Source organism: Mesorhizobium sp. M0437 (assembly GCF_040321335.1).
GTDB lineage: Bacteria > Pseudomonadota > Alphaproteobacteria > Rhizobiales > Rhizobiaceae > Mesorhizobium.
Genome location: NZ_JAMYRK010000021.1, coordinates 34,841 through 61,525, shown reverse-complemented (window position 1 = coordinate 61,525; position 26,685 = coordinate 34,841). Strand labels below are relative to the sequence as shown.

30 protein-coding genes and 1 pseudogene are annotated in these 26,685 nt (G+C 61.8%); 20 read left to right on the top strand and 11 right to left on the bottom strand.

What is annotated here, in order from left to right; genetic code table 11:
- Nucleotides 1-13: 13 nt before the first annotated feature.
- Complete coding sequence (locus tag NKI72_RS15750; RefSeq protein WP_352540245.1) at nt 14-1,081, bottom strand: adenylate/guanylate cyclase domain-containing protein; 1,068 nt, start codon at nt 1,079-1,081, stop codon at nt 14-16.
- A 115-nt stretch (nt 1,082-1,196) separates the two neighbouring features.
- Between NKI72_RS15750 and NKI72_RS15745 the strand changes: the two genes are divergently transcribed.
- The 4 genes from NKI72_RS15745 to tolA all read left to right on the top strand — a co-directional run bounded on the left by NKI72_RS15745 (nt 1,197) and on the right by tolA (nt 4,288).
- Nucleotides 1,197-1,637 (top strand): SRPBCC family protein, encoded by a 441-nt coding sequence (locus tag NKI72_RS15745; protein ID WP_008873905.1) that lies wholly within the window; start codon nt 1,197-1,199, stop codon nt 1,635-1,637.
- 406 nt (nt 1,638-2,043) lie between these two features.
- Nucleotides 2,044-2,625 (top strand): VOC family protein, encoded by a 582-nt coding sequence (locus NKI72_RS15740; RefSeq protein ID WP_352540244.1) that lies wholly within the window; start codon nt 2,044-2,046, stop codon nt 2,623-2,625.
- A 27-nt stretch (nt 2,626-2,652) separates the two neighbouring features.
- On the top strand, nt 2,653-3,519 hold the full coding sequence (locus tag NKI72_RS15735; protein ID WP_352850293.1) for a glutathione S-transferase family protein: 867 nt from the start codon (nt 2,653-2,655) through the stop codon (nt 3,517-3,519).
- Between the two features lie 364 nt (nt 3,520-3,883).
- Nucleotides 3,884-4,288 (top strand): cell envelope integrity protein TolA, encoded by a 405-nt coding sequence (tolA, locus tag NKI72_RS15730; protein WP_352471136.1) that lies wholly within the window; start codon nt 3,884-3,886, stop codon nt 4,286-4,288.
- 137 nt (nt 4,289-4,425) lie between these two features.
- Here the strand turns inward: tolA and NKI72_RS15725 are convergent, their stop codons facing one another.
- A complete protein-coding gene (locus tag NKI72_RS15725; RefSeq protein ID WP_352768213.1) occupies nt 4,426-4,641 on the bottom strand; it encodes a hypothetical protein in 216 nt (71 codons plus the stop codon).
- 333 nt (nt 4,642-4,974) lie between these two features.
- Here NKI72_RS15725 and NKI72_RS15720 point away from each other — a divergent pair, with 333 nt between their 5' ends.
- Nucleotides 4,975-5,946, top strand: coding sequence for a DUF2865 domain-containing protein (locus tag NKI72_RS15720; RefSeq protein ID WP_352831419.1), 972 nt, complete (start codon nt 4,975-4,977; stop codon nt 5,944-5,946).
- 84 nt (nt 5,947-6,030) lie between these two features.
- Here the strand turns inward: NKI72_RS15720 and NKI72_RS15715 are convergent, their stop codons facing one another.
- Complete coding sequence (locus tag NKI72_RS15715) at nt 6,031-6,384, bottom strand: hypothetical protein (RefSeq protein WP_352831421.1); 354 nt, start codon at nt 6,382-6,384, stop codon at nt 6,031-6,033.
- A gap of 653 nt (nt 6,385-7,037) precedes the next feature.
- On the opposite strand from NKI72_RS15715, the gene pstS reads away from it, so the two are divergent.
- Genes pstS through phoB form a run of 6 tightly spaced genes read left to right on the top strand, consistent with a single transcriptional unit; the run spans nt 7,038 to nt 12,249 of the window.
- Nucleotides 7,038-8,099, top strand: coding sequence for a phosphate ABC transporter substrate-binding protein PstS (pstS, locus tag NKI72_RS15710; protein ID WP_352685935.1), 1,062 nt, complete (start codon nt 7,038-7,040; stop codon nt 8,097-8,099).
- Between the two features lie 59 nt (nt 8,100-8,158).
- A complete protein-coding gene (gene pstC, locus NKI72_RS15705; protein ID WP_352831423.1) occupies nt 8,159-9,148 on the top strand; it encodes a phosphate ABC transporter permease subunit PstC in 990 nt (329 codons plus the stop codon).
- 3 nt (nt 9,149-9,151) lie between these two features.
- On the top strand, nt 9,152-10,003 hold the full coding sequence (pstA, locus tag NKI72_RS15700; RefSeq protein ID WP_352613520.1) for a phosphate ABC transporter permease PstA: 852 nt from the start codon (nt 9,152-9,154) through the stop codon (nt 10,001-10,003).
- Nucleotides 10,000-10,803, top strand: a complete 804-nt coding sequence (gene pstB / locus NKI72_RS15695) for a phosphate ABC transporter ATP-binding protein PstB (protein ID WP_352451144.1) — start codon at nt 10,000-10,002, stop codon at nt 10,801-10,803. The genes pstA and pstB overlap by 4 nt, the downstream gene beginning before the upstream one ends.
- 32 nt (nt 10,804-10,835) lie before the next feature.
- A complete protein-coding gene (gene phoU / locus NKI72_RS15690; protein ID WP_023678534.1) occupies nt 10,836-11,543 on the top strand; it encodes a phosphate signaling complex protein PhoU in 708 nt (235 codons plus the stop codon).
- Nucleotides 11,544-11,559: 16 nt separating this feature from the next.
- A complete protein-coding gene (phoB, locus tag NKI72_RS15685; protein WP_031212149.1) occupies nt 11,560-12,249 on the top strand; it encodes a phosphate regulon transcriptional regulator PhoB in 690 nt (229 codons plus the stop codon).
- 9 nt (nt 12,250-12,258) lie between these two features.
- On the opposite strand, the gene NKI72_RS15680 is transcribed toward phoB, so the two are convergent.
- Complete coding sequence (locus NKI72_RS15680; RefSeq protein WP_352685931.1) at nt 12,259-13,503, bottom strand: ROK family protein; 1,245 nt, start codon at nt 13,501-13,503, stop codon at nt 12,259-12,261.
- A 285-nt stretch (nt 13,504-13,788) separates the two neighbouring features.
- On the opposite strand from NKI72_RS15680, the gene xylF reads away from it, so the two are divergent.
- The 4 genes from xylF to NKI72_RS15660 all read left to right on the top strand — a co-directional run bounded on the left by xylF (nt 13,789) and on the right by NKI72_RS15660 (nt 18,903).
- Nucleotides 13,789-14,829, top strand: coding sequence for a D-xylose ABC transporter substrate-binding protein (gene xylF / locus NKI72_RS15675; protein ID WP_352685929.1), 1,041 nt, complete (start codon nt 13,789-13,791; stop codon nt 14,827-14,829).
- Between the two features lie 141 nt (nt 14,830-14,970).
- The gene (locus tag NKI72_RS15670) at nt 14,971-16,335 is read left to right on the top strand and encodes a sugar ABC transporter permease (protein WP_352821295.1); all 1,365 of its coding nucleotides are present in this window, start codon (nt 14,971-14,973) and stop codon (nt 16,333-16,335) included.
- A gap of 15 nt (nt 16,336-16,350) precedes the next feature.
- Entirely contained in the window at nt 16,351-17,151 is an 801-nt protein-coding gene (locus tag NKI72_RS15665; RefSeq protein ID WP_352831427.1) for an ATP-binding cassette domain-containing protein, read from the top strand.
- 129 nt (nt 17,152-17,280) lie between these two features.
- Entirely contained in the window at nt 17,281-18,903 is a 1,623-nt protein-coding gene (locus NKI72_RS15660; protein ID WP_352821298.1) for a CHASE domain-containing protein, read from the top strand.
- 98 nt (nt 18,904-19,001) lie between these two features.
- Here NKI72_RS15660 and NKI72_RS15655 read toward each other — a convergent pair whose 3' ends face one another.
- From NKI72_RS15655 to NKI72_RS15635, 5 genes are all read right to left on the bottom strand, one after another.
- Nucleotides 19,002-19,247, bottom strand: coding sequence for a YMGG-like glycine zipper-containing protein (locus NKI72_RS15655; RefSeq protein WP_006328050.1), 246 nt, complete (start codon nt 19,245-19,247; stop codon nt 19,002-19,004).
- 346 nt (nt 19,248-19,593) lie between these two features.
- Nucleotides 19,594-19,764 carry a hypothetical protein gene (locus tag NKI72_RS15650; RefSeq protein WP_352685923.1) on the bottom strand — a complete coding sequence of 57 codons (171 nt, stop codon included), beginning with the start codon at nt 19,762-19,764 and terminating at the stop codon, nt 19,594-19,596.
- A gap of 131 nt (nt 19,765-19,895) precedes the next feature.
- Entirely contained in the window at nt 19,896-20,930 is a 1,035-nt protein-coding gene (locus tag NKI72_RS15645) for a sensor histidine kinase (RefSeq protein WP_352451150.1), read from the bottom strand.
- A 191-nt stretch (nt 20,931-21,121) separates the two neighbouring features.
- Complete coding sequence (locus NKI72_RS15640) at nt 21,122-21,286, bottom strand: DUF1328 domain-containing protein (RefSeq protein ID WP_023678541.1); 165 nt, start codon at nt 21,284-21,286, stop codon at nt 21,122-21,124.
- A gap of 226 nt (nt 21,287-21,512) precedes the next feature.
- Nucleotides 21,513-22,307: a response regulator gene (locus tag NKI72_RS15635; RefSeq protein WP_352471123.1), complete on the bottom strand. Its 795-nt coding sequence runs from the start codon at nt 22,305-22,307 to the stop codon at nt 21,513-21,515.
- A gap of 217 nt (nt 22,308-22,524) precedes the next feature.
- Between NKI72_RS15635 and NKI72_RS15630 the strand changes: the two genes are divergently transcribed.
- The gene (locus NKI72_RS15630; protein ID WP_023678543.1) at nt 22,525-22,728 is read left to right on the top strand and encodes a NepR family anti-sigma factor; all 204 of its coding nucleotides are present in this window, start codon (nt 22,525-22,527) and stop codon (nt 22,726-22,728) included.
- Nucleotides 22,729-22,731: 3 nt separating this feature from the next.
- Nucleotides 22,732-23,283 (top strand): sigma-70 family RNA polymerase sigma factor, encoded by a 552-nt coding sequence (locus NKI72_RS15625; RefSeq protein WP_023678544.1) that lies wholly within the window; start codon nt 22,732-22,734, stop codon nt 23,281-23,283.
- Nucleotides 23,284-23,312: 29 nt separating this feature from the next.
- Here the strand turns inward: NKI72_RS15625 and NKI72_RS15620 are convergent, their stop codons facing one another.
- Entirely contained in the window at nt 23,313-23,810 is a 498-nt protein-coding gene (locus tag NKI72_RS15620; protein WP_352821300.1) for a response regulator, read from the bottom strand.
- 110 nt (nt 23,811-23,920) lie between these two features.
- Between NKI72_RS15620 and NKI72_RS15615 the strand changes: the two genes are divergently transcribed.
- Together NKI72_RS15615 and NKI72_RS15610 are read left to right on the top strand one after the other, a co-directional pair.
- Nucleotides 23,921-24,247, top strand: coding sequence for an ElaB/YgaM/YqjD family protein (locus NKI72_RS15615; RefSeq protein WP_023678546.1), 327 nt, complete (start codon nt 23,921-23,923; stop codon nt 24,245-24,247).
- 10 nt (nt 24,248-24,257) lie between these two features.
- Nucleotides 24,258-24,737, top strand: coding sequence for a hypothetical protein (locus NKI72_RS15610; RefSeq protein WP_352540234.1), 480 nt, complete (start codon nt 24,258-24,260; stop codon nt 24,735-24,737).
- 48 nt (nt 24,738-24,785) lie between these two features.
- Here NKI72_RS15610 and NKI72_RS15605 read toward each other — a convergent pair.
- A pseudogene (locus NKI72_RS15605) lies at nt 24,786-26,311 on the bottom strand (sensor histidine kinase).
- Nucleotides 26,312-26,457: 146 nt separating this feature from the next.
- Here NKI72_RS15605 and NKI72_RS15600 point away from each other — a divergent pair.
- Entirely contained in the window at nt 26,458-26,631 is a 174-nt protein-coding gene (locus NKI72_RS15600; RefSeq protein ID WP_292659198.1) for a hypothetical protein, read from the top strand.
- Nucleotides 26,632-26,685: the final 54 nt, after the last annotated feature.

The following is a 26,685-nucleotide window of genomic DNA, read 5'->3' as shown; positions in this document are numbered from 1 at the left end:
TCAACCATTCGATCTATTCCGGCAAGCCGAAAAGTGTTTGCGCGCCTGCTATTCCTCCGAGCGGATGACTGCCCATGGCGATCATCGGCTCGGTAGTTTCTGCCTCGAACACTGTCGACGCGAGCACCGTCCGTCCCAACGGCTTGCACAGCCCTTCGATGCGGCTGACAAGATTTACAGCCTTGCCGATCGCGGTGAAGTCCAACCTGCCGGCAGTGCCGATATTCCCCCAGAGTATCTCGCCGACATGCAGGCCAATGCCATATCCGAGCTCAGGGCCGCCATTGCGGCGCCGAGTTTGGTTGAGATGATCTATCCCGGCGCGCGTGGCCTTCACGGCGCGTACCGCCGCGTCACATGCGGCATTTGCATCGCGCTCGCCAATCGGGAAAATCGCGAGGACGCCATCACCTATAAACTTGAGAACCTCACCACCAAATGCGTGCACCGCGCCGGCGACGCAATCGAACCAGGCATCAAGTACCAATACGATCTCGTCTGCATCATGAACCTCGGATAGATCGGTGAAACCTCGAAGGTCCGCGCACAGAAGCGCAGCCCGTATCGTCTCTCCCTTTACTCGACGAGAATGACCGTTGAGCACATGTGCTGCACTGCGCTTTCCCAAATATGCCTCGAGCAATGCGCGTTTCGCGGACCGTTCTGCGAGTGCGGTCATCGGAGCCGCAGCAAACCGGGAGATTTGCCGCAGCAGCTCTGACTGCGCCTCATCCGGAGTATGATCGAACGCCCACACCAAAGTCGGTGCGACACCGCCCGCTCGCTCGTCGAACACGATCGCCCGCGTCGTGCCAAGCCACTCCCGCAGCACGAGCCGGGGATCGGCATTCTGGCGGTCGGCGCCTATCCCCAAAGCCTCGACCACTTCACCCCCAGGCGCTCGCCAGAGCCAGATGCGGCGTGAGATAATCGGGTCGGGAGCATCCTGCGCCAGCGCGCCGGCGATGATCGGCAAGCCGTCTTCAATCAAATGCGTTGAGAGCTGCAATAGAAGTCGCCCACCGTCGCCAATATGCGCGGCGTCGTCCAGAAGGAATGAAAGCGACTTTGCGAGAAGCATGGGTAGAAGGTCACTCGGCACCGGCTTATGCTTACGCCTCGAACATCTTCTTGCAACTCCCCACATTCGCTTCAATCATGCAGGTATTCGCTGCGGATGTGACCTGGAGTGAGCGATGGCGGAATCGGTTTACACAGAGATTGAGGTCGCGGCGCCACAAGCGACCGTGTTCGCGCTTTTGACGGATCCGGACCAGATTGTGCGATGGATCGGGACCGAAGCGAATTTGGATGCAACGCCGGGCGGTCTGTTCCTCGTCAATGTCGGTGGTCGCCATATGGCGCGCGGTGAGTTCACCGAGGTGATCCCGGTCCACCGTCTTGCCTACAGTTTTGGCTGGGAAGACAACGAGACCGTGCCCCCCGGCTCCAGTCATGTCGAGATCGACCTGATCGCGAGGGATGCGGGGACACTGATCCGCTTCACGCACAGCGGACTGCCGAACGCAAAGGAGCGTGACAGCCACCGAAGGGGATGGGAGCACTACCTCTCAAGGCTGAAGATCACTGCCGATGGGGGACATGTCGATCCCGACGTGCCGATGAAGAATATGTGATTTTCGTCTAAGGGCCGCGGATGCCCGTAATCCGAACCAGGCGCGGCATGCGTCAACGAGGGCCCCTTTGACCTGCCGTCGCCAAACCGGCGCTCGGGAAACCCAGCGACCTGCGGGCCGCCGCACCACTACAGCTGCCGGCGACGGGTCGTTTCAGCGAGCTCGGCGAAGGCGTCCGCGATCCCGGTGCCGCTCTTGGCGCCTGCGTGGAGTTCTTGAAACTCAGCGCTTCTGGCGCAACGCCGCGGATTGAATTAGCATCCGTTCATCAAAGCTCCGGCCGCACTCCTGCAGGATGCGGAATGCGGAGCGCAGGCGAGCGAGGCCGGGCGCGGTCACATGCCAAGCGCGACTGGGCATCCGAACTTCCGTTCGGCGGCAAGACGGCGTGGCCGGGAGGAGTCAGATGCAAAAGCTGCAATCGCAAGGCGTTCATCACATCACGCTGGTCGGGGCCGGGCGCCAGACTTCCATCGATTTCTGGGAGGGCGTGCTTGGCATGCCTTTCATCTTCGAGCAGCCCAATCTCGATAAGGCAAGCGAAAGCCATCTCTATTTCGATCCGGGCGACGGCCGGCTGATCACCGTCTTCACCGACGAAAGCCGCACGCCGGTCAAGCGGCGCACGCCGACCGACACGGGCTGCGTCCATCATATCGCTTTCGCGGTGTCGCGCGTCACCTTTCTGCAGGCGGTTGCCCGGCTCGACGAGCGCGCCATCAAGCACAGCGGCGTCAAGGATCGCGGCTTCATGGACTCGATCTATTTCGAGGATCCGCTCGGCCTGCTGATCGAACTCGCCTCCTACCGTTTCGAACCGCCGGCGGGCTTCACCCATGCCGACGTGCTGATGCAGGCGCACAAGATCCGCGTCGCGCGCGGCGACTACAACATCGCCGAAGTGCACCTTGCCGATGCGATCCAGGCGCTTGTCGAGCGCTCGCGCACGACGTTGTCGGAGGATCGCGCACCGAAAAATCCATACTGACGACACGCCGAACAAAGGGAGGATACAATGGCGAAGACAGCAACCAAGAGTGCCACGAAGCCCGCGGCCAAGGCAGCCAGGCCAGGAGCGAAGCCGGCGGCCAAAGCCGCCGGCAAGTCAGCGGCGAAAGTGGCAAAGCCGGCGGCCAAGGTCTCCGCCAAGAAGCTGGCGCCGAAGGCCAAGGCGAAACCGGCGAAAAAGCCGGCGCTCACGCTCAGCATGCTGAAGCCCAGCGTCAACAATATGAGCGTTCGGGTGTTTGCACGCGCCGCCGGGCTCGATCATTCCGAAACCGACGTTTGGGGCCTCACGCGCTCGCCCGAATATATGGCGCGAAACCCGGCCCATCTTACGCCGATGATCGAGGACAAGGGCCTGCCGAGAGGTGTCTTGTGGGAAAGCTGCGCCATCATGCAGTATCTCGCCAACAAGCACGGGCTGGAGAAATTATATCCCAAGGCGCCGGCCAAGCGGGCAATGATCGACAGCGCCATGTTCTACCTGATCGGCACGCTCTACCCCTATGTGGCGCGCGCCACATATCCTGTACTGAATTTCCCGCAATATGCCGGCGAGGTCGGCCACAGCGACGCTCATCCCGACAAGAAGTCGGAAGCCCAGAAGGCCGCTATAGAAGCGATAGCCGAGCCGCTGGAGGTGTTTCATAGCTTCTTCAGGAACGGCAAGCCGTTCATCGGCGGCAAGAACCCGTCGATCGCCGACATCCGCCTGGCGGCGACGCTCGAATTCCTCGCCGTCATCGACTACGCGCTGCCCCAATGGGCAAAAGACTATATGGCGGCGATCGAGAAGAAGCTCGGCAAGGCCTATGCCGAGCCGGCCAGCGACGTGCGCGACTATATCGCCTATGTGCGGTCGCAGGCCAACGCCTGAGGCACGTGCAGGCCGGCGATCGTCCGCACGTTCTGCGGGAGCCGGTAGTGATCTGAGGTAATTCTTTCTTACTCTCCCCTGTTTGCACGATGTGGGGAGCTTAAGGTTTCGTTAACCGAAACCCTTTCTACTGGTATCCACCTCCAGCTTGCGACCACGGATGTACTGGCGCGGATGGAAAGCAAAGGTCGGCTGCTCGCCGGCCTTTGCTTATTGCAGCCCTGCCGAAGTTTGCGGCTGACGGCGCTTCACGACGCCTGAATGGCTGATGAAGCGCGTTGCCGGCATCTTGCCATCGCCGATGTGGGCCCTACCATCGAAGTAGTCCCGTCCTCGATGGCGGTTCAAGGACAGAGGCCCTGTCATGAAAAGCATTGCTGGAATGATGGTGATTGCAGGCGCCATGCTGGCGGGTGCAGCCGGTCAATCGAATGCAGCGACGCTCAACACCATGCCCGAGGTCGGGGCTGCCATCCAGGCGTGCTGGACCCCTCCGGCGAATGCCGGGAATTCCACCGTCACCCTGAGCTTCAGCTTCAGGCGCGATGGCACGCTGATCGGCCGGCCCAAGCCGACCGCCATCCGCGTCGCCGGCGAGGAGAAGACGCGCCAAGCTTTTGTCGACGCGGCGGTCGCGGCCGTGGACCATTGCCTGCCGTTGAGCTTTTCACCGGCGCTGGCTGAAGGCATCCCGGGCAAGGTGTTCACTCTGCAATTCAACTCGCCCAAACAAGAACAGGCTGCACCGCGAGTGAAGGCTTCGCCTTGATCTTTTCCGACAACCGGATTCCACTTTTCGGGACCTAATGCATGTCGCGCAAAAGCGTGCAGCGGTTTTGCGACAACGACATGCATTAGACAAGAACCTAAGCGCGTCGCATGACGCCCGGTCGACCGCGATGCGCTTTAGTGGCGCCTTCGTCTCGCCTCGACATGTCGCGCCAGTTCCGGCACCTCGAAGACATAGTCGCTCCAAGCCGATTCCGGTATCTGGCCGGCGAGATAGCACTCCAGCAAAAGCCTCTGCTCGTGGTCGAGTGGCCTCGGTGCGCGTTCATGGTCCAACCAAAGTGAATGGAACAGATTCCTGGTCAGGTCCGCGACAGTGAAGTGGATCGACATTTGCGGTCTCCTCCTTTGGCCGCTCAACGCCGATCCCAGGGCTAAGGTTTCAGCGACGGCCGGCCGGTAACGCCGGATTGATCGCGATGCCGAACCCGCCGCGCGCATCAAACTTCGCCGTGGCGGGCGTCCGCCGGCGTTGCTGCCGGTTCGTCTTAATCTTGAAATAAAAATGTAATATTGAATTTACACGAGTGGATCTAATACACTAGAGCTAAAGTCTCTGGTGGCGGTTTGATCTACTTCAATTAGGAAAAACTGATTTAGCTAGTACTTATCCATAGTCGACAAAGAAATCCTGTTCTCGGTGCAACAAGGATAATGGTCGTTCCAATGACACGCTTCTGGCCCCTCACGATTCTGATGCTGGTGTCGGCAATAGCCGTTGCGCTCGGCACATCCTTCTCCTACGCGGATAGCTGCGGTGCCATCAGGAGCCAATTGCTTTCGGCGGGGCGCAGCGGCGGGACCAGCCCCGAGCTTGCCCAACTGCGCCGGCAACTCGCCGCGATTCAAAAGCTTGAGAGACAACGCAGATGCGCAGCGAAAACCGCCGGCTTCTTCTTCAATCCCTGCGCCGACCTGGTCAGCAGCAAGGCGGAGGTGCAACGGCAGATCGCCAGACTGTCGAATTCGAGCAGGGACACGTCCGGACTGAAGGCCAGGTTTGTCGCGCTGGGCTGCGCCGCCCCCGCTGCCAAGAAACAGCCGGCGCAGCAACGCACGGCACCCAAGGCCCAGTCCGCAGGCACAACAATTGGCGGCAATCGGATGCTGTTTTGCGTTCGCTTGTCGGACGGATATTTCTTCCCCGCGCCAAAATCGCAGTTCGCCAAGAGCGACGATCAGAGGGAAACGGTCGATCAGTGTCGCTACATCTGCGACGATGCCGGCGTCGACCTCTATACGCTGAGCGACGCCACTCGCGAGACCGAGGAGATGGTCGCGCTCGAGTCGGGAAAACCCTATGTGGAGCTACCTGCCGCGTTCCGGTACCGCGACGACGCGAACTTCAAGGCCTGCGACGTCAAGCGCTATTACCGGCGCGTCGCCGAGCTCAGGGCACGAACCGTGACACCGGCCAACATGACCAACGCCATCATACCGTTGCCGACGGCAAAGCCGGATCTTGGCGTCGTCGCGGAAATTCCTGAATCCGGGATCGAAACCGCCGGTGCCGCTCCGGCAGAGGCAAAAACGCAGGCTGCCGAAGTGCAGGGGGCTGCCCAGCATCAGTCGATCGAAAGAGCGATCGGCGCGCGGCCGGTGAGAGTGGTCGGGCCGGCCTTCTTCCCAGCGGACTGACCAAGGCGGGCGATGTTCCGAGACGGCTGGCCGGATAGCCGCTTCAAGGCCTGGAGCCGTGCGCATCAACCGACGGACGGTTGGCTATTCGCAGACCATGCGGGCCCGTTTGCCGGGCTCGCTGACATTCTTGCAAGTTAGCGGCTTCGTCGGCTCCGGCGACAGCATGGGCGGGTTGTTGGTGACCCTCCTCCGAGGCGCTGCAACGGAAGCCGCGCTCCTGCGCACCGCCGGCCTTTTCGGCGGTTGCGGCGCCACTGGAAAGACGTCGGTCTCCAGTTGCGACTGTTCGGCTTGCGCCTGCGGCGAAGGCCTGTCCCAGAAACGGCGAACATCGAGCGGCTTGGGAATGATGACGGTGCCGTCATAGCTGCGCGCGCAGCCGCTTCCCAGAGGCAGCGCCAGGCACAGGAAGACAGGCAGAATCCGTCGAGACATCAGCAATACCCCTGCAAGCTTATAACGCTGCTTCGGCCTAACCGACAACCGGCGGAATAGGGCGAAGGGAGTAGATACCGTGAAGTAGAGTCGTCGCACTTCCAGTGGAAGGCGTTGCTCGAAGATCGAGCGCCGGGTCGGGCGCGGATGGAGGTCCAGCGCGAGTTAGAACCTTGCGATTCGTCAACGCTTCCAGCGTAAGGCCATGGTGCGATCGCACCATACCAAAGCCGCGCTCAGTGGCGACAATGGGATATTCGAAGTTCCGCTCCTCCAGTTACGGGCGGGAGCAGCGACCGCCGGCAAGAAACAGGGTCAGATTTACCCCAACGGACCTGTTTCGGCGATGGCGCGGCCATGACACGTTCTGGCTGCATGCAACGCGCTCCCGTCCGGCTTTTTTCTTTTAAAGCCGGTGGCTGCGATCGCCGAGCAGACGATGCCGGCCGGAATTCACGCAAGCTGCTGATTCCAGCGGCAAACCGCGGCCCATGCCGACAAAAGCCCGCGGCCGCTCCTTCTTAACCCGGCTGGACGTCGTTACCGGAGCGACATGAAACTGTCATGCGACTGTAATAATCGGGGGCTATTGGCCTCAGCGGGCGCCGGAGGAATGGCGCCGAGAGACCATATTCCGAACAGGAGCAGGCCACATGAGACATTTCATCCGCTCGGCGGCCGTTGCGATTGCAATGGCTGCGGCGACGACCACCCTCACCCTGTCCGCCGCGCTCGCCGCGGACATCTCCGGCGCCGGCGCCACCTTCCCCTACCCGATCTATGCGAAGTGGGCCGACACCTACAAGAAAGACACCGGCGTTGGCCTTAACTACCAGTCGATCGGTTCCGGCGGCGGCATCAAGCAGATCAAGGCCAAGACCGTTACCTTCGGCGCTTCGGATGCGCCGCTCAAGGGCGACGAGCTTGAAGCGACCGGACTGGCTCAGTTCCCGATGGTGATGGGCGGCATCGTTCCCGTCGTCAATCTCGAAGGCATCAAGCCGGGCGAGTTGGTTCTCGACGGCCCGACGCTGGCCGACATCTTCCTCGGCAAGATCACGAGCTGGGATGACGAAGCGATCAAGAAGCTCAATCCCGACGTCAAGCTGCCTTCGCAGGCGATCGCGGTCGTTCACCGTTCCGATGGTTCGGGCACGACGTTCAACTTCACCTATTACCTCGGCGACGTCAGCGCGGTCTGGAAAGAAAAGGTCGGCGTCGACAAGGCCGTGGAATGGCCGGTCGGCATCGGCGCCAAGGGCAATGAGGGCGTTGCCAACAACGTCTCCCAGACCGGCGGCGCGATCGGTTATGTCGAATATGCCTACGCCAAGCAGAACAAGCTCACCCACACCGATATGATCAACAAGGACGGCAAGAAGGTCGAGCCCACCGCGGCGGGGTTCTCGGCGGCAGCGGCCAATGCCGACTGGAGCTCGCAGCCGGGCTATGGCGTCATCCTCGCCAACGAGCCGGGCGCCGAGTCCTGGCCGATGACGGCGGCAACGTGGATCCTGCTCTACAAGAAGCCGGATGATGCCGCGACCACCGGCGAAGCGCTCAAATTCTTCGCCTGGGCATACGACAAGGGCGACGAGATGGCCGGCGAGCTGGACTACGTTCCGATGCCCGACAAGGTGGTTGAGAGCGTCAAGGCCATGTGGGCCAAGGAAGTCGTCGGCGACGACGGCAAGCCGCTCTACTCGGCTATGTAATCTCCTCCAGGGAGGGCGTCGATGGCGCCCTCCCTGTTGCCTTTAATCGCGAGGACCCAATGACCATCGCTTCCGATGCCGTGCCATCATCTGCAGCAGCCCGGGCCAGGGAAGCTACGGTGCGGCGCTTCGCGCTCACAGATGCCATATTCCGCGGACTCACCCGCGCTTCCGCAATTCTTGTGCTGGTCATCCTCGGCGGTGTCGCCATCTCGCTGTTTGCCGGCTCATGGCAGGCGCTGTCGTCGTTCGGTTTTTCTTTCCTGACGACTGAGAGCTGGAATCCCGTTACGGAAAAATTTGGCGCACTGGCGCCGATCTACGGCACGCTGGTGACGGCGGCCATTGCCATCCTGATCGCGGTTCCGATCGGCATCGGCATTGCAATCTTTCTCACCGAGCTCTGCCCGCGCCCGCTCAGGCGTCCTATCGGCATAGCGGTCGAGCTGTTGGCCGGCATTCCTTCGATCATCTACGGCATCTGGGGCCTGTTCGTGTTCGCGCCGTTCCTGCAGACGACGATACAGCCCTTCATCATCAACATCTTCCACGGCGTGCCGGGACTATCCAGCCTTTTCGCCGGCCCTCCTTACGGCATCGGCCTTCTGACCTCGGCGCTGATCCTCGCCATCATGGTGCTGCCCTTCATCACCTCGATCACCAAGGACGTCTTCGATACGGTGCCGGCGGTGCTGAAGGAATCGGCCTATGGCATCGGTTGCACGACCTGGGAAGTGACCCGGCGCGTGGTCATTCCCTATACCCGCATCGGTATCATGGGCGGCGTCATGCTTGGCCTCGGCCGGGCACTCGGCGAAACCATGGCGGTGACTTTCGTCATCGGCAACGCACATCGCATCAGTGCCTCCCTGTTCGCGCCGGGCACGACGATCTCGGCGACCATCGCCAATGAATTCACCGAGGCCGACGGCGACCTCTACACCTCCTCGCTGGTTTCGCTCGGCCTGATCCTCTTCGTCATCACCTTCCTGATCCTCGCCGCCGCCCGCTATATGCTGATGCGGATCGACGCCCGTACGGGAGCCTGACCGATGTCGACATCCTCATCGCTCCACAGCCGCCGCAAAGCCAGGAATTCGGTGATGATGGCGCTTTGCGTCGTCGCCGCCGGCATCGGGCTTGCCTGGCTGGCGCTCATTCTCGGCGCGTTGGTCTATAAGGGCACAGCCGGGCTTTCGCTCGCGGTCTTCACCGAGATGACGCCACCACCGGGCGAGGCCGGCGGCTTGCTCAATGCCATCACGGGCAGCCTGCTGATGACGATCATCGCCGTTGTCGTCGGCACGCCGATCGGCGTGCTGGCGGGAACCTACATGGCCGAGTATGGACGCTTTTCGCGCATCACCACCGTCGTCCGCTTCATCAACGACATCCTGTTGTCGGCGCCGTCGATCATCATAGGCTTGTTTGTCTATGAGCTGATGGTGCGGCCAATGGGACATTTCTCGGCCATTGCCGGCGCCGTTGCGCTTGCCATCCTGGTCATTCCGGTGGTCGTGCGCACCACTGAAGACATGCTCAACCTGGTGCCGAACGCGTTGCGTGAAGCCGGTGCCGCGATCGGCGCGCCACGCTGGGTGGTGATCCGTTCGGTCGCCTACCGCGCCGCATTGTCCGGCATCGTCACCGGCATATTGCTGGCGATAGCACGCATTTCCGGCGAGACGGCGCCGCTGCTCTTCACCGCGCTCAACAACCAGTTCTGGAGCAGCAATATCAACGCGCCGATGGCCAGCCTGCCGGTGACCATCTTCCAGTTCGCTCTCAGCCCTTACGAGGAATGGCAGCAACTGGCGTGGACCGGCGCACTCATAATCACCCTGACGGTTCTGGGCTTGAGCATCCTCGCCCGCAGCCTTACCGGACGCAGAGAGGACAGATGACACAGATGTTGTCCCCAGACATGACGATGGCCGAAACGGTCGCCGAGAAGACGAAGATCGAGGTCAAGAACCTCAACTTCTACTACGGCCAGAGCAAGGCGCTGAAGGACATCAGCCTGTCGCTGCCCGAGCGCAGCGTCACGGCCTTCATCGGCCCTTCGGGCTGCGGGAAATCGACGCTGCTGCGTGTGTTCAACCGCATCTATGAGCTCTACCCAAAACAGACGGCCGAGGGCCAGGTGCTGCTCGACGGCAAGAACATTCTCGACCGGTCGCAGGATCTCAACCTCCTCAGGACCAAGATCGGCATGGTGTTCCAGAAGCCGACGCCGTTCCCGATGTCGATCTACGAGAACATCGCCTTCGGCGTCAGGCTCTACGAGAACCTCGGCAAGTCCGAGATGGACGGCCGCGTCGAACAGGCGTTGAAGCGCGCCGCGCTGTGGAGCGAGGTCAAGGACAAGCTCAACGCCAGCGGCTTGAGCCTGTCCGGCGGCCAGCAGCAGCGGCTCTGTATCGCCCGCACCGTGGCGGTGAAGCCGGAAGTCATTCTGCTCGACGAACCGGCTTCGGCGCTCGACCCGCTGTCGACTGCCAAGATCGAGGAACTGATCGACGAATTGCAAGCCGACTACACGATCGTCATCGTCACCCACAACATGCAGCAGGCGGCGCGCGTGTCGCGCCAGACGGCGTTCATGTATCTGGGTGAACTGGTCGAGTTCGACCGGACCGAGAAGATATTCACGTCGCCCCGCGAGAAGCGCACGCAGGACTACATCACTGGCCGCTTCGGCTGAGCCGTTCCGATCATGCATATGAGGACAGGACCATGGGCGAACACACAGTCGCTTCTTTCGACGAGGATCTCGAGCAGATCAGCAAGCTGATCCGCGACATGGCCGACCTCGCCGGTTCGATGGTCGGCGGGGCAACCAAGGCGCTGTTGAATTCCGACAACGTGCTGGCGCAACGCGTCGTTTCCGACGACGCCATCATGGATGCGCGTCAACGCGAACTGGACGACCGCGCCATCACCCTGATCGCCAAACGCCAGCCGATGGCCCACGATCTTCGCCATGTGGTCGGAGCGATCCGCATGGCGGGCGACCTCGAACGCATCGGCGACCTTGCCAAGAATATCGCCAAGCGCGTGAGTGCGGTCGGCCTCAGCGCCACGCCGCGGGACCTGTCGCATTCCATCGACGCGATGGCGCAGCTGGTTCTCATCCAGGTGCAGGGTGTCATCGAGGAATATGCTGCAGGCGATGCGGCCGCGTTGGCCAAGCTTCGTGCCGCCGACGAGCGCATCGACGTTAAATACACGTCCGTGTTCCGCGAGCTGTTGACCTACATGATGGAAGATCCGCGCAACATCACCGCTTGCACGCACCTGCTGTTCTGCGCCAAGAATCTGGAGCGGATCGGCGACCATGTCACCAACATCGCCGAAAATGCGTATTATGTGCTGACCGGCGAGCAATTGCCGGTCAATCGTCCGAAGCAGGACGAAACGACAATGTCCGCACCGGTGACATGATGGGGGTGCCCAGCCGATGATCGCACCACGCATAATGGTGGTGGAGGACGAGGAGCCGTTGGGTGTGCTGCTCCGCTACAATCTCGAATCCGAAGGCTACCAGGTCGAGGTGGTGACACGCGGCGACGAAGCCGAGATCCGTTTGCAGGAGAATGTGCCCGACCTTTTGGTGCTCGACTGGATGATACCAGCGGTTTCCGGCATCGAGCTCTGTCGTCGGTTGCGGGTGCGCCCCGAAACCGAGCGGCTGCCGATCATCATGCTGACCGCGCGCGGCGAGGAGAGCGACCGGGTGCGCGGTCTTTCGACCGGCGCCGACGACTATCTGGTCAAGCCGTTTTCGACACCGGAATTCATGGCCAGGGTCAAGGCGCTGCTGCGGCGCGCCAAGCCGGAAGTGCTGTCCAGCGTGCTGAAGGTCGGCGACATCGTGCTCGATCGCGAATCGCACAGGGTCTATCGCAAGAAGAGCGAAATCAGGCTCGGGCCGACCGAATTCCGGCTGCTCGAGTTCATGATGCGGCATCCGGGCCGTGTCTTCTCGCGCAGCCAGTTACTCGATAATGTCTGGGGGGAGACAATCTACATCGACGAACGCACCGTCGACGTGCATGTCGGGCGGCTGCGCAAAGCCGTCAACAACGGCCGGATGCCGGATGTCATCCGCACCATCCGCGGCGCCGGCTATGCGATCAGGGAAGATTGACCCGCCTGGTCAGGCTACGTTCTTTCTGACGCTGGGCCTCATTTGCGCGCCCGGCGCGAAAATCTCCTGGTCGACGAAGCTTAACGCCCGCATCGCGCAGCCTTCGCGGATCAGAGGCAATTCGTTCGGCTCTGTATCGAAGGAGATCGAGCCTGAATGCTGGCCGCCGGCGGTCTGGGCGATTGCCTTCCGCAAGGCCGGCTCGATCAGATCGAAGGCGGCGGCACTGGCGCCGACCATCGCGACCGGTGCCGGATCGATCAGCGCGAACAGCGAGCCGAGACCGAAACCCAGCGCTTCGCCGGCCTTGCGGTAGGCCTCGCGTTCCGGCCCATCTTTCTCGCGCGCCCGGGCCGCCAGTGCGCGCATGTCGGCGTCGCTGACGTCGGCGACCGGTTCGCTGTCTTCGCTCATCTGCCTGGCGTTGCGCCAGATGGCGTAGTTGCCGGCATACGCCTCGATGCAGCCGCGCCGCCCGCAACGGCAGAGCGCGCCGCCCGGACGATGGATCATGTGGCCAAATTCGCCGCCCGAGGAATGCGTCCCGGTGAACAGTTCGCCCTTCAGCACCAGCCCCATGCCGATGCCATGCGAAAGCAGGATGGCGATGAAGTCATCGCGATAGCGATCCGGATTGCGCCAGCGCAAAGCCACCGCCATCATGTTGCAGTCGTTCTCCACCGTTGCCGGGATGCCGAATTCGTCCTCCAGCATGTCGGCAAAGGCGATGTCGGTCTGCGGCGTGATCGGCGACCACAGCATGGCGCGTGCAGGGGAGTCGGTAATGCCCTGAATCGCCAGGGCGATGCGGGCGACACTGCGGACGTCAAGATCTGGATCCTGCAGCCGGCGCCGGACGATGGCCATGCATTCACGGATCAGCTCGTCGCGCGGCATAGTCAGCGTGTCCAGCCGGCGCTGTTCCTCGGCGACCACCTGTCCCGTGTAGTCGATAATGGCGGCCGAAAGGAAATTCAGCGACAACACCACGGTCAGCACCGCCGCCGCTTCCGGGTTGAGGGCGAGGCCGACTTGCGGACGACCGCGTTTCAACGAAACGGGCTCACTTGGCTTGCTCTCGGCGAGGATGCCTTCCCGTATCAGGTCGGAAGAAATCGCCGATATGGTCGAATGACTGAGGCCGGTGGTAGCTGCGATCTCAGTACGCGATGGCTGGCCGGCCCGGCGCACCGCCGAGATCACCATCGCCCGGTTGCGCCGGCGCAAATCGTCATGGCGGATTCCGACCGACATTGTTTTGCTTTCCTCCCGGTTGCCGCGGCCGCTCATGAACCGGAAGCCGTCGGTAATGTCCGACAAATAGTGTCGGATGAGGCAAATAGTGTCAGATGCAGGTGGCGCTGTCATCGTTTATTCCGACGCTCGAAAAAACTCGCAGAGTCATCAAAATCCATCAGAATCGATGTTGACAGCAGCCGGAGATCGGACCAGTATTTTTTCGAGGCTCGAAAAAATTAGAGCTTCTAAGCTGGTCTTTGAGCCAATTGGTCACGCCGTACGCGGCGCAGGGAGGATATGATGAAGAAATTCACGACCGCCATTCTGGCGGGTGTCGCCATGACGCTGGCGCTGGCGTCGGTGGCGCAGGCTAAAGACAAGGTCATCGGCGTTTCCTGGTCGAACTTCCAGGAAGAGCGCTGGAAGACCGACGAGGCCGCAATGAAGGCGGCCATCGAGGCCGCAGGCGACAAGTATATTTCCGCCGACGCACAGTCCAACCCCGGCAAGCAGCTCACCGACGTCGAGAGCCTGATCTCGCAGGGCGCCAACGCACTGATCATCCTGGCGCAGGACGCCTCGGCCATCGGGCCGGCCGTGCAAAAGGCGCTGGACGAAGGTATTCCGGTTGTCGGCTACGACCGGCTGATCGAGAACAAGGACGTCTTTTACCTGACCTTCGACAACAAGGAAGTCGGCCGCATGCAGGCCCGGGAAGTCTTCAAGGTGAAGCCGGAAGGCAACTATGTCTTCATCAAGGGTTCGGGTTCCGATCCGAATGCCGATTTCCTGTTTGCCGGTTCGATGGAGGTGCTGAAGGCGGCAATAGACAGCGGCAAGATCAAGAATGTCGGCGAGGCCTATACCGACGGCTGGCTGCCGGCCAACGCTCAGAAGAACATGGAACAGTTCCTGACCGCCAACGACAACAAGGTCGATGCCGTGGTCGCGGCCAATGACGGCACTGCCGGCGGCGTCGTCGCCGCGCTGACAGCGCAAGGGCTGGCCGGATCGGTTCCGGTTTCGGGCCAGGACGGCGACCACGCCGCGCTGAACCGCATCGCGCTCGGCACACAGACCGTGTCGGTGTGGAAGGATGCGCGCGAGCTCGGCAAGAATGCCGCCGAGATCGCCTCGCAGCTGGCCGACGGCAAGCAGATGACCGACATTGCCGGCGTGAAGGATTTCACCACGCCCGGCGGCAATACCGTCAAGTCGCTGTTCCTGACCCCGGTCGCCATCACCAAGGACAACCTCAACGTCGTCATCGACGCCGGCTGGATCAAGAAAGAAGAGGTCTGCGCCGGCGTGACGGCTGGCACTGTTGCAGTCTGCAACTGAGCCGACGTTTCCGAGAAGTCCGAACGCCGCGGCCGCTCGCCGCGGCGTTTTTCAACAAGAGTTGTTTTTCCGCTTCCGGCGGATAACTTCTAGGCTGCTTCCGGCATCCGCGGCAGACGGCAACCCGGCGGGAGAAACATCATGACCGACACCACGTCCAACACGCCGGTCGACAGCACGGCAGACCGGGCACGGGAATCCGAGCTCGGCATCGTTGCCCGATTTCTCAAGGCAACCGAACTCGACACGCGCATGCTCGGCATGGTCGGCGCGCTGCTGGTCATCTGGGTCGGCCTGCATGTCATTTCCAGCGTACGGCTCGGCGTCAATCCGTTCGACTTCGACAGCCGGACCTTCCTGACGCCACGCAATCTCTGGAACCTGTCGGTGCAGACTTCCGCCGTGGCCATAATGGCCGCCGGAATGGTGCTGGTTATCGTCATGCGCAATATCGACCTGTCGGTCGGTTCCGCCGAAGGTCTGATCGGCGTGGTCATGGGCTTTGCGCAGGTGCATTTCCTGGTGCGAATGATCGGTCTGCAATTAGGCAATCCCTGGATCTGGATCCTGGCACTGGCCATCGGCCTGGCGCTTGGCCTTCTGATCGGAGCGTTCCAGGGATACATCATCGCTTATCTCGAGGTGCCGGCCTTCATCGTGACGCTGGGCGGCCTTCTGGTCTGGCGGGGTGCCGCATGGTGGGTCGCCAGCGGTCAGACGATTGCGCCGCTTGATGCCACTTTCCAGCTGATGGGGGGCGGGCCGGCGGGTTCGATCGGCGCGCGATGGAGCTGGATCGTCGGAATTGTCGCGTGCCTAGCGGTTGTGTTCATGCTGCTCAACGGGCGGGTGCAGCGCAAGCGGTTCCGCTTTCCGTTGCGCCCGATCTGGGCCGAGACGTTCCTCGGTGTCCTCACCTGCGCTGCCATCATGGGCGCCATATGGCTTGCCAATTCCTATCCTTGGCCGGTCGGCATCGTGAACAGATATGCGGCGGCCAACAATATAACGGTTCCCGAAGGCGGGCTGTTCATCGCCCATGGCATCGCCATACCCGTGCTGATGGCTGTAGCCGTAGGGCTGATCATGACCTTCATCGCCAAGCGTACCCGTTTCGGCCGCTATGTCTTCGCCATCGGCGGCAATCCGGAAGCAGCCAACCTTGCCGGTATCAACACGCGCTGGGTGACCATGAAGGTGTTCATGATCATGGGCGTGCTGGCGACGATCGCCGCGGCGATCTCGTCAGCCAGGCAGAACTCGTCGACCAATGCGCTGGGCACGTTGGACGAGCTGCTGGTCATCGCGGCGGCGGTGATCGGCGGCACGTCGCTCGCCGGCGGCTCCGGCACAGTGCTCGGCGCCATGCTCGGCGCGCTTTTGATGCAGTCGCTGCAGTCCGGCATGGTGCTGCTCGGCATCGATTCACCGCTGCAGAGCATCGTTGTCGGCGCCGTGCTGGTGCTCGCGGTGTGGCTCGATACCGTCTATCGCAAACGTGTGTAGGGAGGAGGAACGATCATGGCAGACAAAACCGCTCCCACGGGCACGCCGCTGATCGACATGCGCAACATCTCCATCGCTTTCGGCGGCATTCGCGCCGTCGACGATGCCTCTGTCGACCTTTTCCCGGGCGAGGTGATGGCTTTGCTCGGTCACAACGGTGCCGGCAAATCGACGTTGATAAAAATCCTGTCCGGCGCCTACAAGCGCGATGCGGGCCAGATTTTGGTCAACGGCGAGGAGGCTTCGATCTCCAATCCCCGCGACGCCAAGAAGTACGGCATCGAGACGATCTACCAGACGCTGGCGCTGGCCGACAATGTCGATGCGGCCGCCAACCTGTTTCTCGGCCGCGAGCTGATGACCGGCTGGGGAACGCTCGACGACGTCGCCATGGAGGCCGAGGCGCGCAAAGTGATGGGCAGGCTCAATCCGCGTTTCCAACGCTTCAAGGAGCCGGTGGTAAAGCTTTCGGGCGGCCAGCGGCAGTCGGTGGCGATCGCCCGCGCCATCCTGTTCAATGCTCGCATCCTGATCATGGACGAGCCGACGGCTGCACTCGGGCCGCAAGAGACGGCGCAGGTCGGCGAACTGGTCAGGCAGCTCAAGGCCGACGGCATCGGCATCTTCCTGATCAGCCATGATATTCACGACGTGTTCGAGCTTGCCGACCGTGTCTGCGTCATGAAGAACGGTCGGGTTGTCGGAACGGCGCGCACAACCGACGTCACCCAGGACGAGGTGCTCGGCATGATCATCCTCGGCAAGTGCCCACCCCGCGCCATTCCGGGGCCGGGCGCGCTGAAGATCGCCGCATGAACGAGAATTAGCCGGCTAATCACACGCCGCCAAAATGTGCCAGCCGTCACCATGCTTTGGCCTCGCCATTGTGTTGGCGTCAGGACTTGCCCATAAAGATGCCGAACCGTCCACGGGACGTATCAGCAATTGAAGAAGCTTTTTCCGACCGTCGCTTTTATCGCCGTCGCGCTGATCAGCCTGACGATGGCGGGTTTTGCCTATTTTGCCACCCAGGAGGCGGCCCGCATTAAATTCGAGGCGACGGCAGACGACGCGCTTAACCGGATCGAAAGCCGCATCGACCTGGACCTGTCGCTGCTGCGTTCGACCCGGGCGCTGTTCGACGCACGCAATGGCGGTATCTCGCAGGGCGAGTTCAAGGCTTTCTTCAACGCGCTCGACGTCGACAATAATTTCGCCGGCCTGCGCGGCATCGGTTTCCTCCGCCTGGCGAAAACTGGCAACGAGGCGGCGGTCGAGCGCGACATCCTGCACGATCACGGCGCAAGCCATCCGATCTATCCCGACACGAACTTACCGTGGCGTACGCCCATCGTGCTGTTCGAACCGCTGGATCCGTCCAACAAATCCAGCATCGGCTACGACATGTTCACCGGGCCGGCGCGGCGCGAGGCGATCGAAAAGGCGATGGCCGACGACCAGCAGCACGCCAGCGGGCTCGTGCAGTTCGGCAAGGATACGGGTGCCGCGCAGACCTTTACCGGGTTCCTCGTCTTCGTCCGGCTCAATGTCGAAACCGCGCCGGACGCCGTGAACGCGACGAGATCCTCGACTGCCGGCTTCCTTTATGCGGCCTTCCGCGCCCGTGATCTGTTCCAGGCTGCGCTCAGCCGGGCACCATTGCTGCCGGTCAACACCGAGATCTATGACGGCACGGTGGACAGCGACAACCTGCTGTTCCAATCGGAAACGCCGCCTGTTTCGAGCCTCGGCGACAGGCTGCTGGTCACCCGCAAGGTCACCGTCGCCGGCCGGCCGTGGGTCGTCCTGTTCAGGCCGACAAGTGCTTTCTCGCAACCTTCCTCGCGCGCCATCCCGGTGATGCTCGGATTGTTCGGACTGCTGCTTGCGGGCGCCATCGCGCTGGTGGCCCGCTATCAGGAGCGGGCCTATGAGGCGGTCTCGCTGCTTCACGAAACGACCGAAAAGAGCCTGCTGGAAAAAGACCTGATGCTGCAGGAGATGAAGCATCGCATCAAGAACTCGATCACGCGGGTGCTGGCAATCGCGCGCCAGACAGCATCGCACACCACCGACGTCCAGGAATTCTCGGCTTCTTTCTCGGCCCGGCTGCAGGCGATGGCGGCTTCCCAGGACATGCTGACGCGCTCACGCTGGCAGAAAGCCGATCTCGGCGACCTGCTGCGCATCGAGCTAGGCCAGGTGTTCGGCAGCGAGCTTCCTGAAGGGCTGCTGTCGGGACCGCAGATTCTTCTCGATGAAAAGACGACGCAGGCACTCGGCCTCGTCTTTCACGAACTGGCGACGAATGCGCTGAAGCATGGCGAAGCCGGCAATTCAGTCGGTGCGCTGAAGGTCGACTGGTCGCTCGAAGCCCGTAGCGGCACCCGGACATTGGCTCTCAACTGGCGCGAGGCCGGTCAGAAGAAGCTTGAGAGACCGGCAAAGAGTGGTTTTGGCACCAGACTGATCGATCTCAACGTCACGCGCGAATTGCGTGGCACAATCAGGCGCGATTTTCGCGAAGATGGCTTGAACGTGGAAATCAAGGTTCCGCTGCCGGCCTGAAACGCCGTCTCGTGGGCCGCATCGCAACAGCGCTTTAAAGAGCAAACGCGGAGACAGGTGGCCTGCCTCCGCGTTTGCTGTTCGCCTGGAGCTCGAAACTAGTTGCAGCGAGCTGTGTAAATCCGGCCGTGACGATCTCTGTATTGGCAGTAGCCATTTTGCAGCCGGCGAACGAGCAGACCGCCAATCGCACCAGCGCCGGCGCCGATCAAAGCGCCCTTACCGCCGCCGACAGCGCCACCAATGAGCGCGCCGCCCACAGTGCCGATACCCACGTTCTCTTCCGTGGTGGTGCAGCCGCTGACCGCAACCACGGCAACCATGGCAATAATCATCTTCCGCATGGAGTCATCCTCACTTTTGTCCTCACTTTAATAAGCTCCAGCCGCCATTTAGCATGAAAGTACGGCCTTTGCCCGCACGATTTCATTGTTGATTAAGATAGTCTTTTTCGGGGCGTGCGCCGTTCGATGCTACCACGAACCCGGAAATCTCCAAGGACGCATCGAGCGTGCCGTTGGGGCGCACGTTCCAGACGATCCTGTCATGGTCGTTCTCGAGCGCCGGATCGACGGCAAGGCATCTGGCGCCGACATGTTGGGCCTGGCCCTGCAGGTCAGCGACCGCGAACGGGCACGGCCGAGCACTCGGGCAGTGGTTTCAAAGCGATCAAGCAGAGGCGAGTTCGATTCAGATCAGTTGGGACGCGGCGGTCAGGACGATCGCGGCCATAAGCGCGACGGCGGCGAAGCGCAGGGGCGAAGCACGAGGCGCGGGCGTTGCGGGCGCGTCGGGATCCTGAAAACCGCCCATCGAGACGCGAGCGGCCTGTTCCAGTCTGTTCACGTCTGCAGCCGTCAACGCCCATCCCTTCACTTTGTGCCAAACTCAATCCGGCGGATCGGCACGTTCGCACAGGATCGGACTTTATGGTGAACAGTCGGTTAAAGATGGCGATGCGCAGCAAGCCTTCGCGCGGCGACCGCCGCTCGTTAATCCGTCTCGAAATTACCGTGAGGAACGACAAGGCGGTATTCGAGGCGGTTCCCGGTGATCTCAAGGGTCGCCGTTCCATTCAATGAAGTGGGCACGACGCGTTCGAGCGCGACGCTGCCAAAACGCTTCTCACTGCGCTGATTGTCGTTGGCTCCGATCACTTCGGCCCATGTCAGCGACAGCGCAGGCTCGCCAGCGGAAGCTGCCGTCAGATCGGCCGTCACCTCGACGAAACCGTCGCTGCGCGACAGTGCGCCATAGCTGACCGAATTGACGGCGAGCTCATGCATGGCCAAGCCGATGTGCAAGGCGGCATTGGGGTTGAGATATGGATTTGCGCCGCGGAAACGTAGGCTGTGCAAGGGATCCGCGCCGTACCTGCCGACCTGACCGGAAACCAGCTCGCGCAGCGCCGCTCCCCGCCAGTTGGATGACGTAACCAAATCCTGCGAGGAGGCCAGCGACTGCAATCGGCCCCGGAAGCGCGTCAGGAAATCGTCAATGCTGCCGGAATAACGGCCCGTCTGGGTGGCGATGCTCTGGATGATGGCCAAAAGGTTCTTGGAGCGATGACTGACTTCGCGCAGCAGCGCCTTCAACGTCTGCTCCCGGCGTTTCTGCTCGGTTGTTTCGACCATGGTGGTCACGACGCCCTGCACCGCGCCGGTCTCGCTGCGGTCGGCGTCTATCCACACCTGAAACCAGCGGGCGCCGTCATCGGCCGGCACACTGAGCTCAAGATGTTGAGGATTGCCGGAGACGATGACGTCGTGCTTGGCGGCGCCGATACGCTCTGCCTGCGCCGGCGGCAAGATGCCGTTGTTGTCGGAGGCATCGGAAGTCCAGGGCGCGCGCATGTTGCGCGCCCACACCGTCTTCATCTCGCGATCCTGGTACAGGACGGAAATCCCGGCATTGTGCAGTGCATGGAGAAGGGCCCGACCAAGCTGCATCCCGCTTTCGGCGGGATGCAAAGCGATGATCTCATCACTCTGGCCGCGGTCTTTCATTTTTCCGACTCTGGAACGCATCGGTCAATTTGCTCAACCCATGTCGGGCTGAACGGTTCGCGGAAAAATGGGTTCCAAAAGGAGGAGGTTCGTATCAAACCTTAAAAAGCGGTCCGCCGAGCGGCATCCCGTTGGAGGACACTGCCCGGCGGTGGCTGGAAACCGTTTGAGGGGTGCGGCTTCCAGTGTTCGCTTGAATGGCCGCTTGGCATTCACGCTCGTCTGATCAGGCCGGCAATAAGCGATATGATCAGGAAGGCGAGAAAGATGAAGAACAATATCTGCGCTATGCCGGCCGAGGTGCCAGCGATGCCGCCGAAACCAAGCGCACCGGCGATGATCGCCACGACGAGAAATACGAGCGCCCAGTAAAGCATGATCGATCTCCTTCCAATGCTGCGGTGAAAACGTGATTCGCCTCCGTTTGTTCCACCATTTTCCGAAAAAGACGATGCTGAAAATCTTCAGGGCCCGAATTGCCGCGGTGTGTGGAAAGGTCCAGTTGGTTGCCCCAGTTGGTTGCCAGTGAATTGAGCCGGCGTCACTCCCCTCTGATCCTGGGGAGCGGCTGTCTCGGCGGCCGCAGTTCGGCCGCCCGCTGTTTCATGCCGCGGCTTTCGCGTGCCGGTCAAAGAACAGGGCCTGGCTGATAAGAGCCTTGACCATGTCCGGATTGAACGGCTTGGTAACCAGGAATGCCGGTTCCGGCCGCTCGCCGGTGAGCAGGCGCTCGGGAAAGGCGGTGATGAAGATCACCGGTACCGAGGTCGACGACAGGATCTCATTCACGGCCGCTATGCCCGAACTTCCGTCGGCAAGCTGGATATCGGCAAGCACCATCTTTGGCCGCGCCTTGCCGAACATCGCCACCGCCTCGGCGTGGGTGCGCGCCGTTCCGACGACGCGGTGGCCGAGGCTTTCGACCATTTCCTCGATGTCCATGGCGATCAGCGGCTCATCCTCGATGATCAGCACGTCGGTTGCCACCTGACGGGAGATCTCGTTGCTCGCCTGCGCGAGGAGTTCGGAGAATTCCTGTTCGTCGACGTCGAGAATCTCCGCCGCCTCGTCTTCGCTGAAGCCTTCGACCGCCACCAGCAGAAAGGCTTGGCGGGGGCGAGGCGCAATTGCATTCAGATTGGCCGCGGCACGCTGTTCCCATGCCGACTGGGCATGCTCCTGCGGAACGCGAATGGCCACTGAGGTGAAGAGCTTGGCAAAGACCTTGTAGAGCGCGATGCGGTCGTTCGATGCGTTCGGAAAGATGTCGACATCGGCAATGATGGCCTCGAGCATTGCGGCGACCAGCGCGTCGCCGCTCTCCTGCGATCCGGATACTGCGCGCGAGAAGCGACGCAGGAACGGCAGGTGCGGAGCGATGGTTGCTGATAGGCTCATATTGGACGTCTCCCTCATATGACGTGATTGCATGTTACAGCTAAAAAACGGTTCGCAAGCCCAGAGTTGAAAACGCGGGTTCTGCGAAAAAGTTCCGATCATGCGGAACTAAATATATGGGCTGGCGTTTAGGGGCGGGTTGGGCAACCAGACGAGGCTGCCGCTTGCCTTGCGTTATGTGTTGAAGGGCGGCTTAAGGCTGGGACAAAAGGGCGAAATGAAGAACATGACGAAAGCTACCATGGGTGGCGTTGGCAACGGGCGCCGGGCTGCTTCCCGCGACCCGCTTGGGCCGAACTCGGAAATCGGCCGCAAACTCAAACAATACTACGACGAGCTGGTCTCCGACAATGTGCCGGATCGCTTCGCCCAACTGCTCAGCCAGTTGGAAAAAGCCGAACCTGTACAAAAGAAGGACTGAGGCATGGCGGCCGTCTCCCAGGGCTTCAAGACCGACTTGCTCGGCTCGATCCCGAGCCTGCGGGCTTTTGCCGTGTCGCTGACGCAAAACGCCGACAAGGCCGACGACCTGGTGCAGGAAACATTGGTCAAGGCATGGGACAAGCATGAAAGCTTCCAGCCCGGCACCAATCTGAAGGCATGGCTGTTCACGATCTTGCGCAACGAATTCTATTCGCAGATGCGCAAGCGCGGCCGCGAGGTGCAGGACAGCGATGGCGTCATGACGGCCAGGCTTGCCGTTCACCCGGCCCAGCACGGCCAACTTGACCTCGAGGACTTTCGCGGCGCGCTCGAATTGCTGCCAGAAGACCAGCGCGAAGCCATTATCCTCATCGGCGCGTCGGGCTTCTCCTACGAGGAAGCGGCCGAGATCTGCGGCTGCGCCGTCGGAACGATCAAGAGCCGCGTCAGCCGCGCCCGCACACGGCTGCAGGAAATTCTGAAGATCTCCGGTGAAGACGAGTATGGCCCGGACGCAATTTCGGCTCAGGTAACCGGGTCGACGGCTGCGTGAAGCGCGGCGTGTTCGAACCGCTCCGCGCCTCAGCGGAGAGGCGTTCGCCTGCAGGCCGCCGCCACTGCCTCGACGAGATCGTCTCCCGAATAGGGCTTGGTGACCAGTCTGACGCCGGGAAAGGATTTCTTGATCTCGTCCGTATCCGAATAGCCCGAGGCAAAGACGAACGGGATGCCCGCTTCACGCAGCCGCGAAGCAAATTGGAGCGTCGAAACGCCGCTCAGCATGAGGTCGACGATGGCCACATCGAACTGCGCGGCAACGTCTTGCTGTTCGATCTCAGTCAGATCACGGGCGATGACCACATTGAGCGCGCCGTAGTCGCGGCAAAGCTGCTCGATATCCATGGCAATCAGGAACTCATCTTCCAGGATAAGAATCCGCAAACCGTCGAGTGATGCGCGCACGCAGCAATATCTCCTTAAATTCGTCTCGATCGTGAAACGGGGGAAGTCATGATCGTTATTTGGCATGCTGTCATTTAAAAAAGACGCGCTGGCGCGGATGCGTCGGCCTCGGCCCATGCAAGGCATTTGCAACGCGCGCTGCCGGAGATAGGGTTAGAAGAGGTTCGTGCCGGAACCTTGGGGTCTGTCGGGCGTTTCGACCGAGCAAAAGCATGGAGAGTGAAGCAATGGCGACTGCCGCAGGAAAGGCCGCGAACGAAGCCCGCACGAATTCCGATATTGAGGCCGACATCGCACAACTGAAGGCCGACATCGACCAACTTACCAAGCTGTTGGCCAAAACTGGCGAACATGGCTACGGGGCAGCGCGGCGAGCCGCCGCCGAAAGCGTCGAGCAGTTGCGAACCCAGGGCGAGGCAGCCTTCGACAGCCTGCGCAGCAACGCCAGGGACATCGAGGCGCAGATGATAGCGCATATGCGCGAGAAGCCGGTGACGTCGCTGGCGATCGCCGCCGGCGTCGGGTTCCTCTTCGCGCTTCTCGCGCGCCGCTAGTTCTGCACGCATGGGAATGCTTGCATCGCTGATCTCGGGCCTCGCCTCGGGCGAAACCATTGCGGCGGTGCAACGCGCGCGTGTGGCTGCAATTGTCTATTCGGTCGCAGCGGTCGTAGCGCTGTGCGGCCTCGGCTTCCTGGTCGGGGCGGCCTATATCTGGACGGCGGCCCGCTATGGGCCGATGGCAGCTTCCCTGAGCTTCGGGATCGGCTTTCTCGCAATCGCCGGTCTCATCCTGCTCGTCTACCGGATGTCGGCCGGCTCGCGCGCCAGGCGCCGGGCGAAGCGACGCAACGCTGACATGAAGGCTATCGGCATCACTGCGGCACTCGCCGTGCTGCCGGCGCTGCTCAAGGGCAAAGATGGCCCGGGAAAGGCCAGACTGAGCGCGATTCTCGGCCCGGCGATAGCACTCGCTGCCTACGCCATCTACCGCGAGAACGTGAAGCGCGGCTCCGATGATCCGGATACCGGCAAACGTGAATAGTTCGGAGGGGATAGTTCGGGGCAAACGATTCTGGCGCCGGTCGCAAAATCACAAATCTTCGAGCGGAATCGATATTTCCGCGACCACGCCGTCCGGCCGGAATTCATGGATCACCTCGCTGGAAATGACCTTGGCCAGGCTGCGGCGGATCAGGATCGAGCCGAAGCCATGGCGTTCGGGCGGCGCAACCCGCGGGCCGCCGCTTTCGCGCCAGGCCAGCAACAGACGGCGTGCGCCCTTCCTGCCTTGTACCCTCCAATCGAGATCGACCTTTCCGGAGGAAACCGAGAGCGACCCGTATTGCAGTGCATTGCTTGCCAGTTCATGCAGGATCAGCCCGAGCCCGACTGCCTGGTCGGGTGAGAGCAGGACATCGGCGCCGGAGATCGCCATGCGCGATTGTCCGGCGGCTTGGAACGGCTTTAGCTCGATCTCCACCAGCTCGCGGATGCCGATGCCGCGCCACTCGCGGTCCGACAGCAGGCTGTGCGCAACGCCCAGTGCCTGCAGCCTGGCGCTGAAGGCTTCGAGGAATTCGCTTGGCTGGCGGGCATGGCGAACGGTCTGCGTCGCCAGCGCCTGTACGGTTGCCAAAGTGTTCTTGACGCGGTGATTGAGCTCGCGCAGCAACAGTCGTTGACGTTCGTCGCCAAGCTTGCGTTCGGTAATGTCGTAGTTGACGCCGAAGATCAGCGTCGGCTTGCCATCGCCGTCGCGTTCTATGACGCGGCCGCGTGTTGCGATCCATCGCGGCGGATCGAGGCCTTTGACACGGTATTCGCCAAAATAATCGTCGCTGCCGGTCAGCGCGTCGCGAAAGCGTGTTTCGGTCTGGTGAACGTCGCGCGGGTCGATGGCGGTCAGGATGTCGCGCGCCCTCAGCCTGTTCGACTTCGGCAGGTTGAACAATTCGGACAGCAGGACATCGCAGTCGATCATATCGCTGCGGATATCCCATGCCCAGCTGGCAAGCGAAGCCGCGTCGAGCGCGATAGCGCGCCGCTTTTCCTCTCGAACCAGTGCTGCCTTGGCAATCGCCGCACTGCGGGTTGCATCCTTCAGCGTGAACAGGCTGGCGGCGAGGCCGGCCAGCGCCGACAGCTGGTCGAGCTGGACAGAGGAGGGACGTGCGTGCGGCTTCCGGTCGAGCACGCACAGCGTGCCGATCAGCGCGCCGTCGACTACGATGGGCACGCCTGCGTAAAAGCGGATATGATGCTCGCCGGTGACCAGCGGATGGCTTTGAACCGCGGATCCGCCGCCGCGTCGGCCACCACCATCGGCACGTCGCCGGCTGCGATGGTATAGGCGCAGAACGATGTCTCGGTTGCGATTTCGGTCTCGTCGAGGCCGATACAGGACTTGAACCACTGCCGCTCGGCATCGACCAGCGTGATCAGTGCGACAGACGTTTGCATCGCCGAAGCGGCAAGACCGCCGATACGATCGAAATCAGGGTCGGCAGCCCCGTCCAGCGTGTCGAGGCCGTGCAGCACGGCAAGACGGTCCGCGGCGCCCACCACACGGCGAATATCGGCCGGCAGGCCCGGCGTGTTCTGGCTATTGTCGTCCACTATGCCCCCGGTGGCCGGCTCCGCTGATTGGTCAGGCCAACCGGCCCGTCTGCCGCCTTGCAGTGCCGGAACTTTCGCGGCGGGGGACCGTTACCAGCCAACGCCCCGCCAGTTACGCCTGCCGGCGCCAAATATGGAGCCAGACAATGCCAAAAACCATTCCTGAAAACAAAGCCCGTCAAGGGCGGCGGGGTCGGCATGTCCTTCGTATCCTGATCGCCGCGCTGTTGCTGGCTTTTATCGCCTGGGGCGTCGCCGAAATCTACGGCTGGATGATCGAGACGCCGAAGACCGAACAGGGCAACACGCCCAGCGGCTAGGTTCTCTCCATCGCTCGCGCCAGTTTGCATCACGCAACCCCACATCACGCATCC

Bases quoted from the DNA above. Each gene is read 5' to 3' on its own strand.
- pstC (WP_352831423.1), top strand. From the start codon at position 8,159: ATGACCATCGCTTCCGATGCCGTGCCATCATCTGCAGCAGCCCGGGCC.
- NKI72_RS15600 (WP_292659198.1), top strand. From the start codon at position 26,458: ATGCCAAAAACCATTCCTGAAAACAAAGCCCGTCAAGGGCGGCGGGGT.
- NKI72_RS15680 (WP_352685931.1), bottom strand. From the start codon at position 13,503: ATGTCGGTCGGAATCCGCCATGACGATTTGCGCCGGCGCAACCGGGCG.
- pstA (WP_352613520.1), top strand. From the start codon at position 9,152: ATGTCGACATCCTCATCGCTCCACAGCCGCCGCAAAGCCAGGAATTCG.
- NKI72_RS15640 (WP_023678541.1), bottom strand. From the start codon at position 21,286: ATGCTTTACTGGGCGCTCGTATTTCTCGTCGTGGCGATCATCGCCGGT.
- NKI72_RS15665 (WP_352831427.1), top strand. From the start codon at position 16,351: ATGGCAGACAAAACCGCTCCCACGGGCACGCCGCTGATCGACATGCGC.
- NKI72_RS15720 (WP_352831419.1), top strand. From the start codon at position 4,975: ATGACACGCTTCTGGCCCCTCACGATTCTGATGCTGGTGTCGGCAATA.
- NKI72_RS15630 (WP_023678543.1), top strand. From the start codon at position 22,525: ATGAAGAACATGACGAAAGCTACCATGGGTGGCGTTGGCAACGGGCGC.
- NKI72_RS15620 (WP_352821300.1), bottom strand. From the start codon at position 23,810: ATGGGCCGAGGCCGACGCATCCGCGCCAGCGCGTCTTTTTTAAATGAC.
- NKI72_RS15615 (WP_023678546.1), top strand. From the start codon at position 23,921: ATGGCGACTGCCGCAGGAAAGGCCGCGAACGAAGCCCGCACGAATTCC.
- pstS (WP_352685935.1), top strand. From the start codon at position 7,038: ATGAGACATTTCATCCGCTCGGCGGCCGTTGCGATTGCAATGGCTGCG.
- NKI72_RS15670 (WP_352821295.1), top strand. From the start codon at position 14,971: ATGACCGACACCACGTCCAACACGCCGGTCGACAGCACGGCAGACCGG.
- NKI72_RS15655 (WP_006328050.1), bottom strand. From the start codon at position 19,247: ATGCGGAAGATGATTATTGCCATGGTTGCCGTGGTTGCGGTCAGCGGC.
- NKI72_RS15715 (WP_352831421.1), bottom strand. From the start codon at position 6,384: ATGTCTCGACGGATTCTGCCTGTCTTCCTGTGCCTGGCGCTGCCTCTG.
- tolA (WP_352471136.1), top strand. From the start codon at position 3,884: ATGAAAAGCATTGCTGGAATGATGGTGATTGCAGGCGCCATGCTGGCG.
- pstB (WP_352451144.1), top strand. From the start codon at position 10,000: ATGACACAGATGTTGTCCCCAGACATGACGATGGCCGAAACGGTCGCC.
- NKI72_RS15625 (WP_023678544.1), top strand. From the start codon at position 22,732: ATGGCGGCCGTCTCCCAGGGCTTCAAGACCGACTTGCTCGGCTCGATC.
- NKI72_RS15750 (WP_352540245.1), bottom strand. From the start codon at position 1,081: ATGCTTCTCGCAAAGTCGCTTTCATTCCTTCTGGACGACGCCGCGCAT.
- xylF (WP_352685929.1), top strand. From the start codon at position 13,789: ATGAAGAAATTCACGACCGCCATTCTGGCGGGTGTCGCCATGACGCTG.
- NKI72_RS15725 (WP_352768213.1), bottom strand. From the start codon at position 4,641: ATGTCGATCCACTTCACTGTCGCGGACCTGACCAGGAATCTGTTCCAT.
- NKI72_RS15735 (WP_352850293.1), top strand. From the start codon at position 2,653: ATGGCGAAGACAGCAACCAAGAGTGCCACGAAGCCCGCGGCCAAGGCA.
- NKI72_RS15740 (WP_352540244.1), top strand. From the start codon at position 2,044: ATGCAAAAGCTGCAATCGCAAGGCGTTCATCACATCACGCTGGTCGGG.
- NKI72_RS15635 (WP_352471123.1), bottom strand. From the start codon at position 22,307: ATGAGCCTATCAGCAACCATCGCTCCGCACCTGCCGTTCCTGCGTCGC.
- NKI72_RS15745 (WP_008873905.1), top strand. From the start codon at position 1,197: ATGGCGGAATCGGTTTACACAGAGATTGAGGTCGCGGCGCCACAAGCG.
- phoB (WP_031212149.1), top strand. From the start codon at position 11,560: ATGATCGCACCACGCATAATGGTGGTGGAGGACGAGGAGCCGTTGGGT.
- phoU (WP_023678534.1), top strand. From the start codon at position 10,836: ATGGGCGAACACACAGTCGCTTCTTTCGACGAGGATCTCGAGCAGATC.
- NKI72_RS15610 (WP_352540234.1), top strand. From the start codon at position 24,258: ATGGGAATGCTTGCATCGCTGATCTCGGGCCTCGCCTCGGGCGAAACC.
- NKI72_RS15645 (WP_352451150.1), bottom strand. From the start codon at position 20,930: ATGCGTTCCAGAGTCGGAAAAATGAAAGACCGCGGCCAGAGTGATGAG.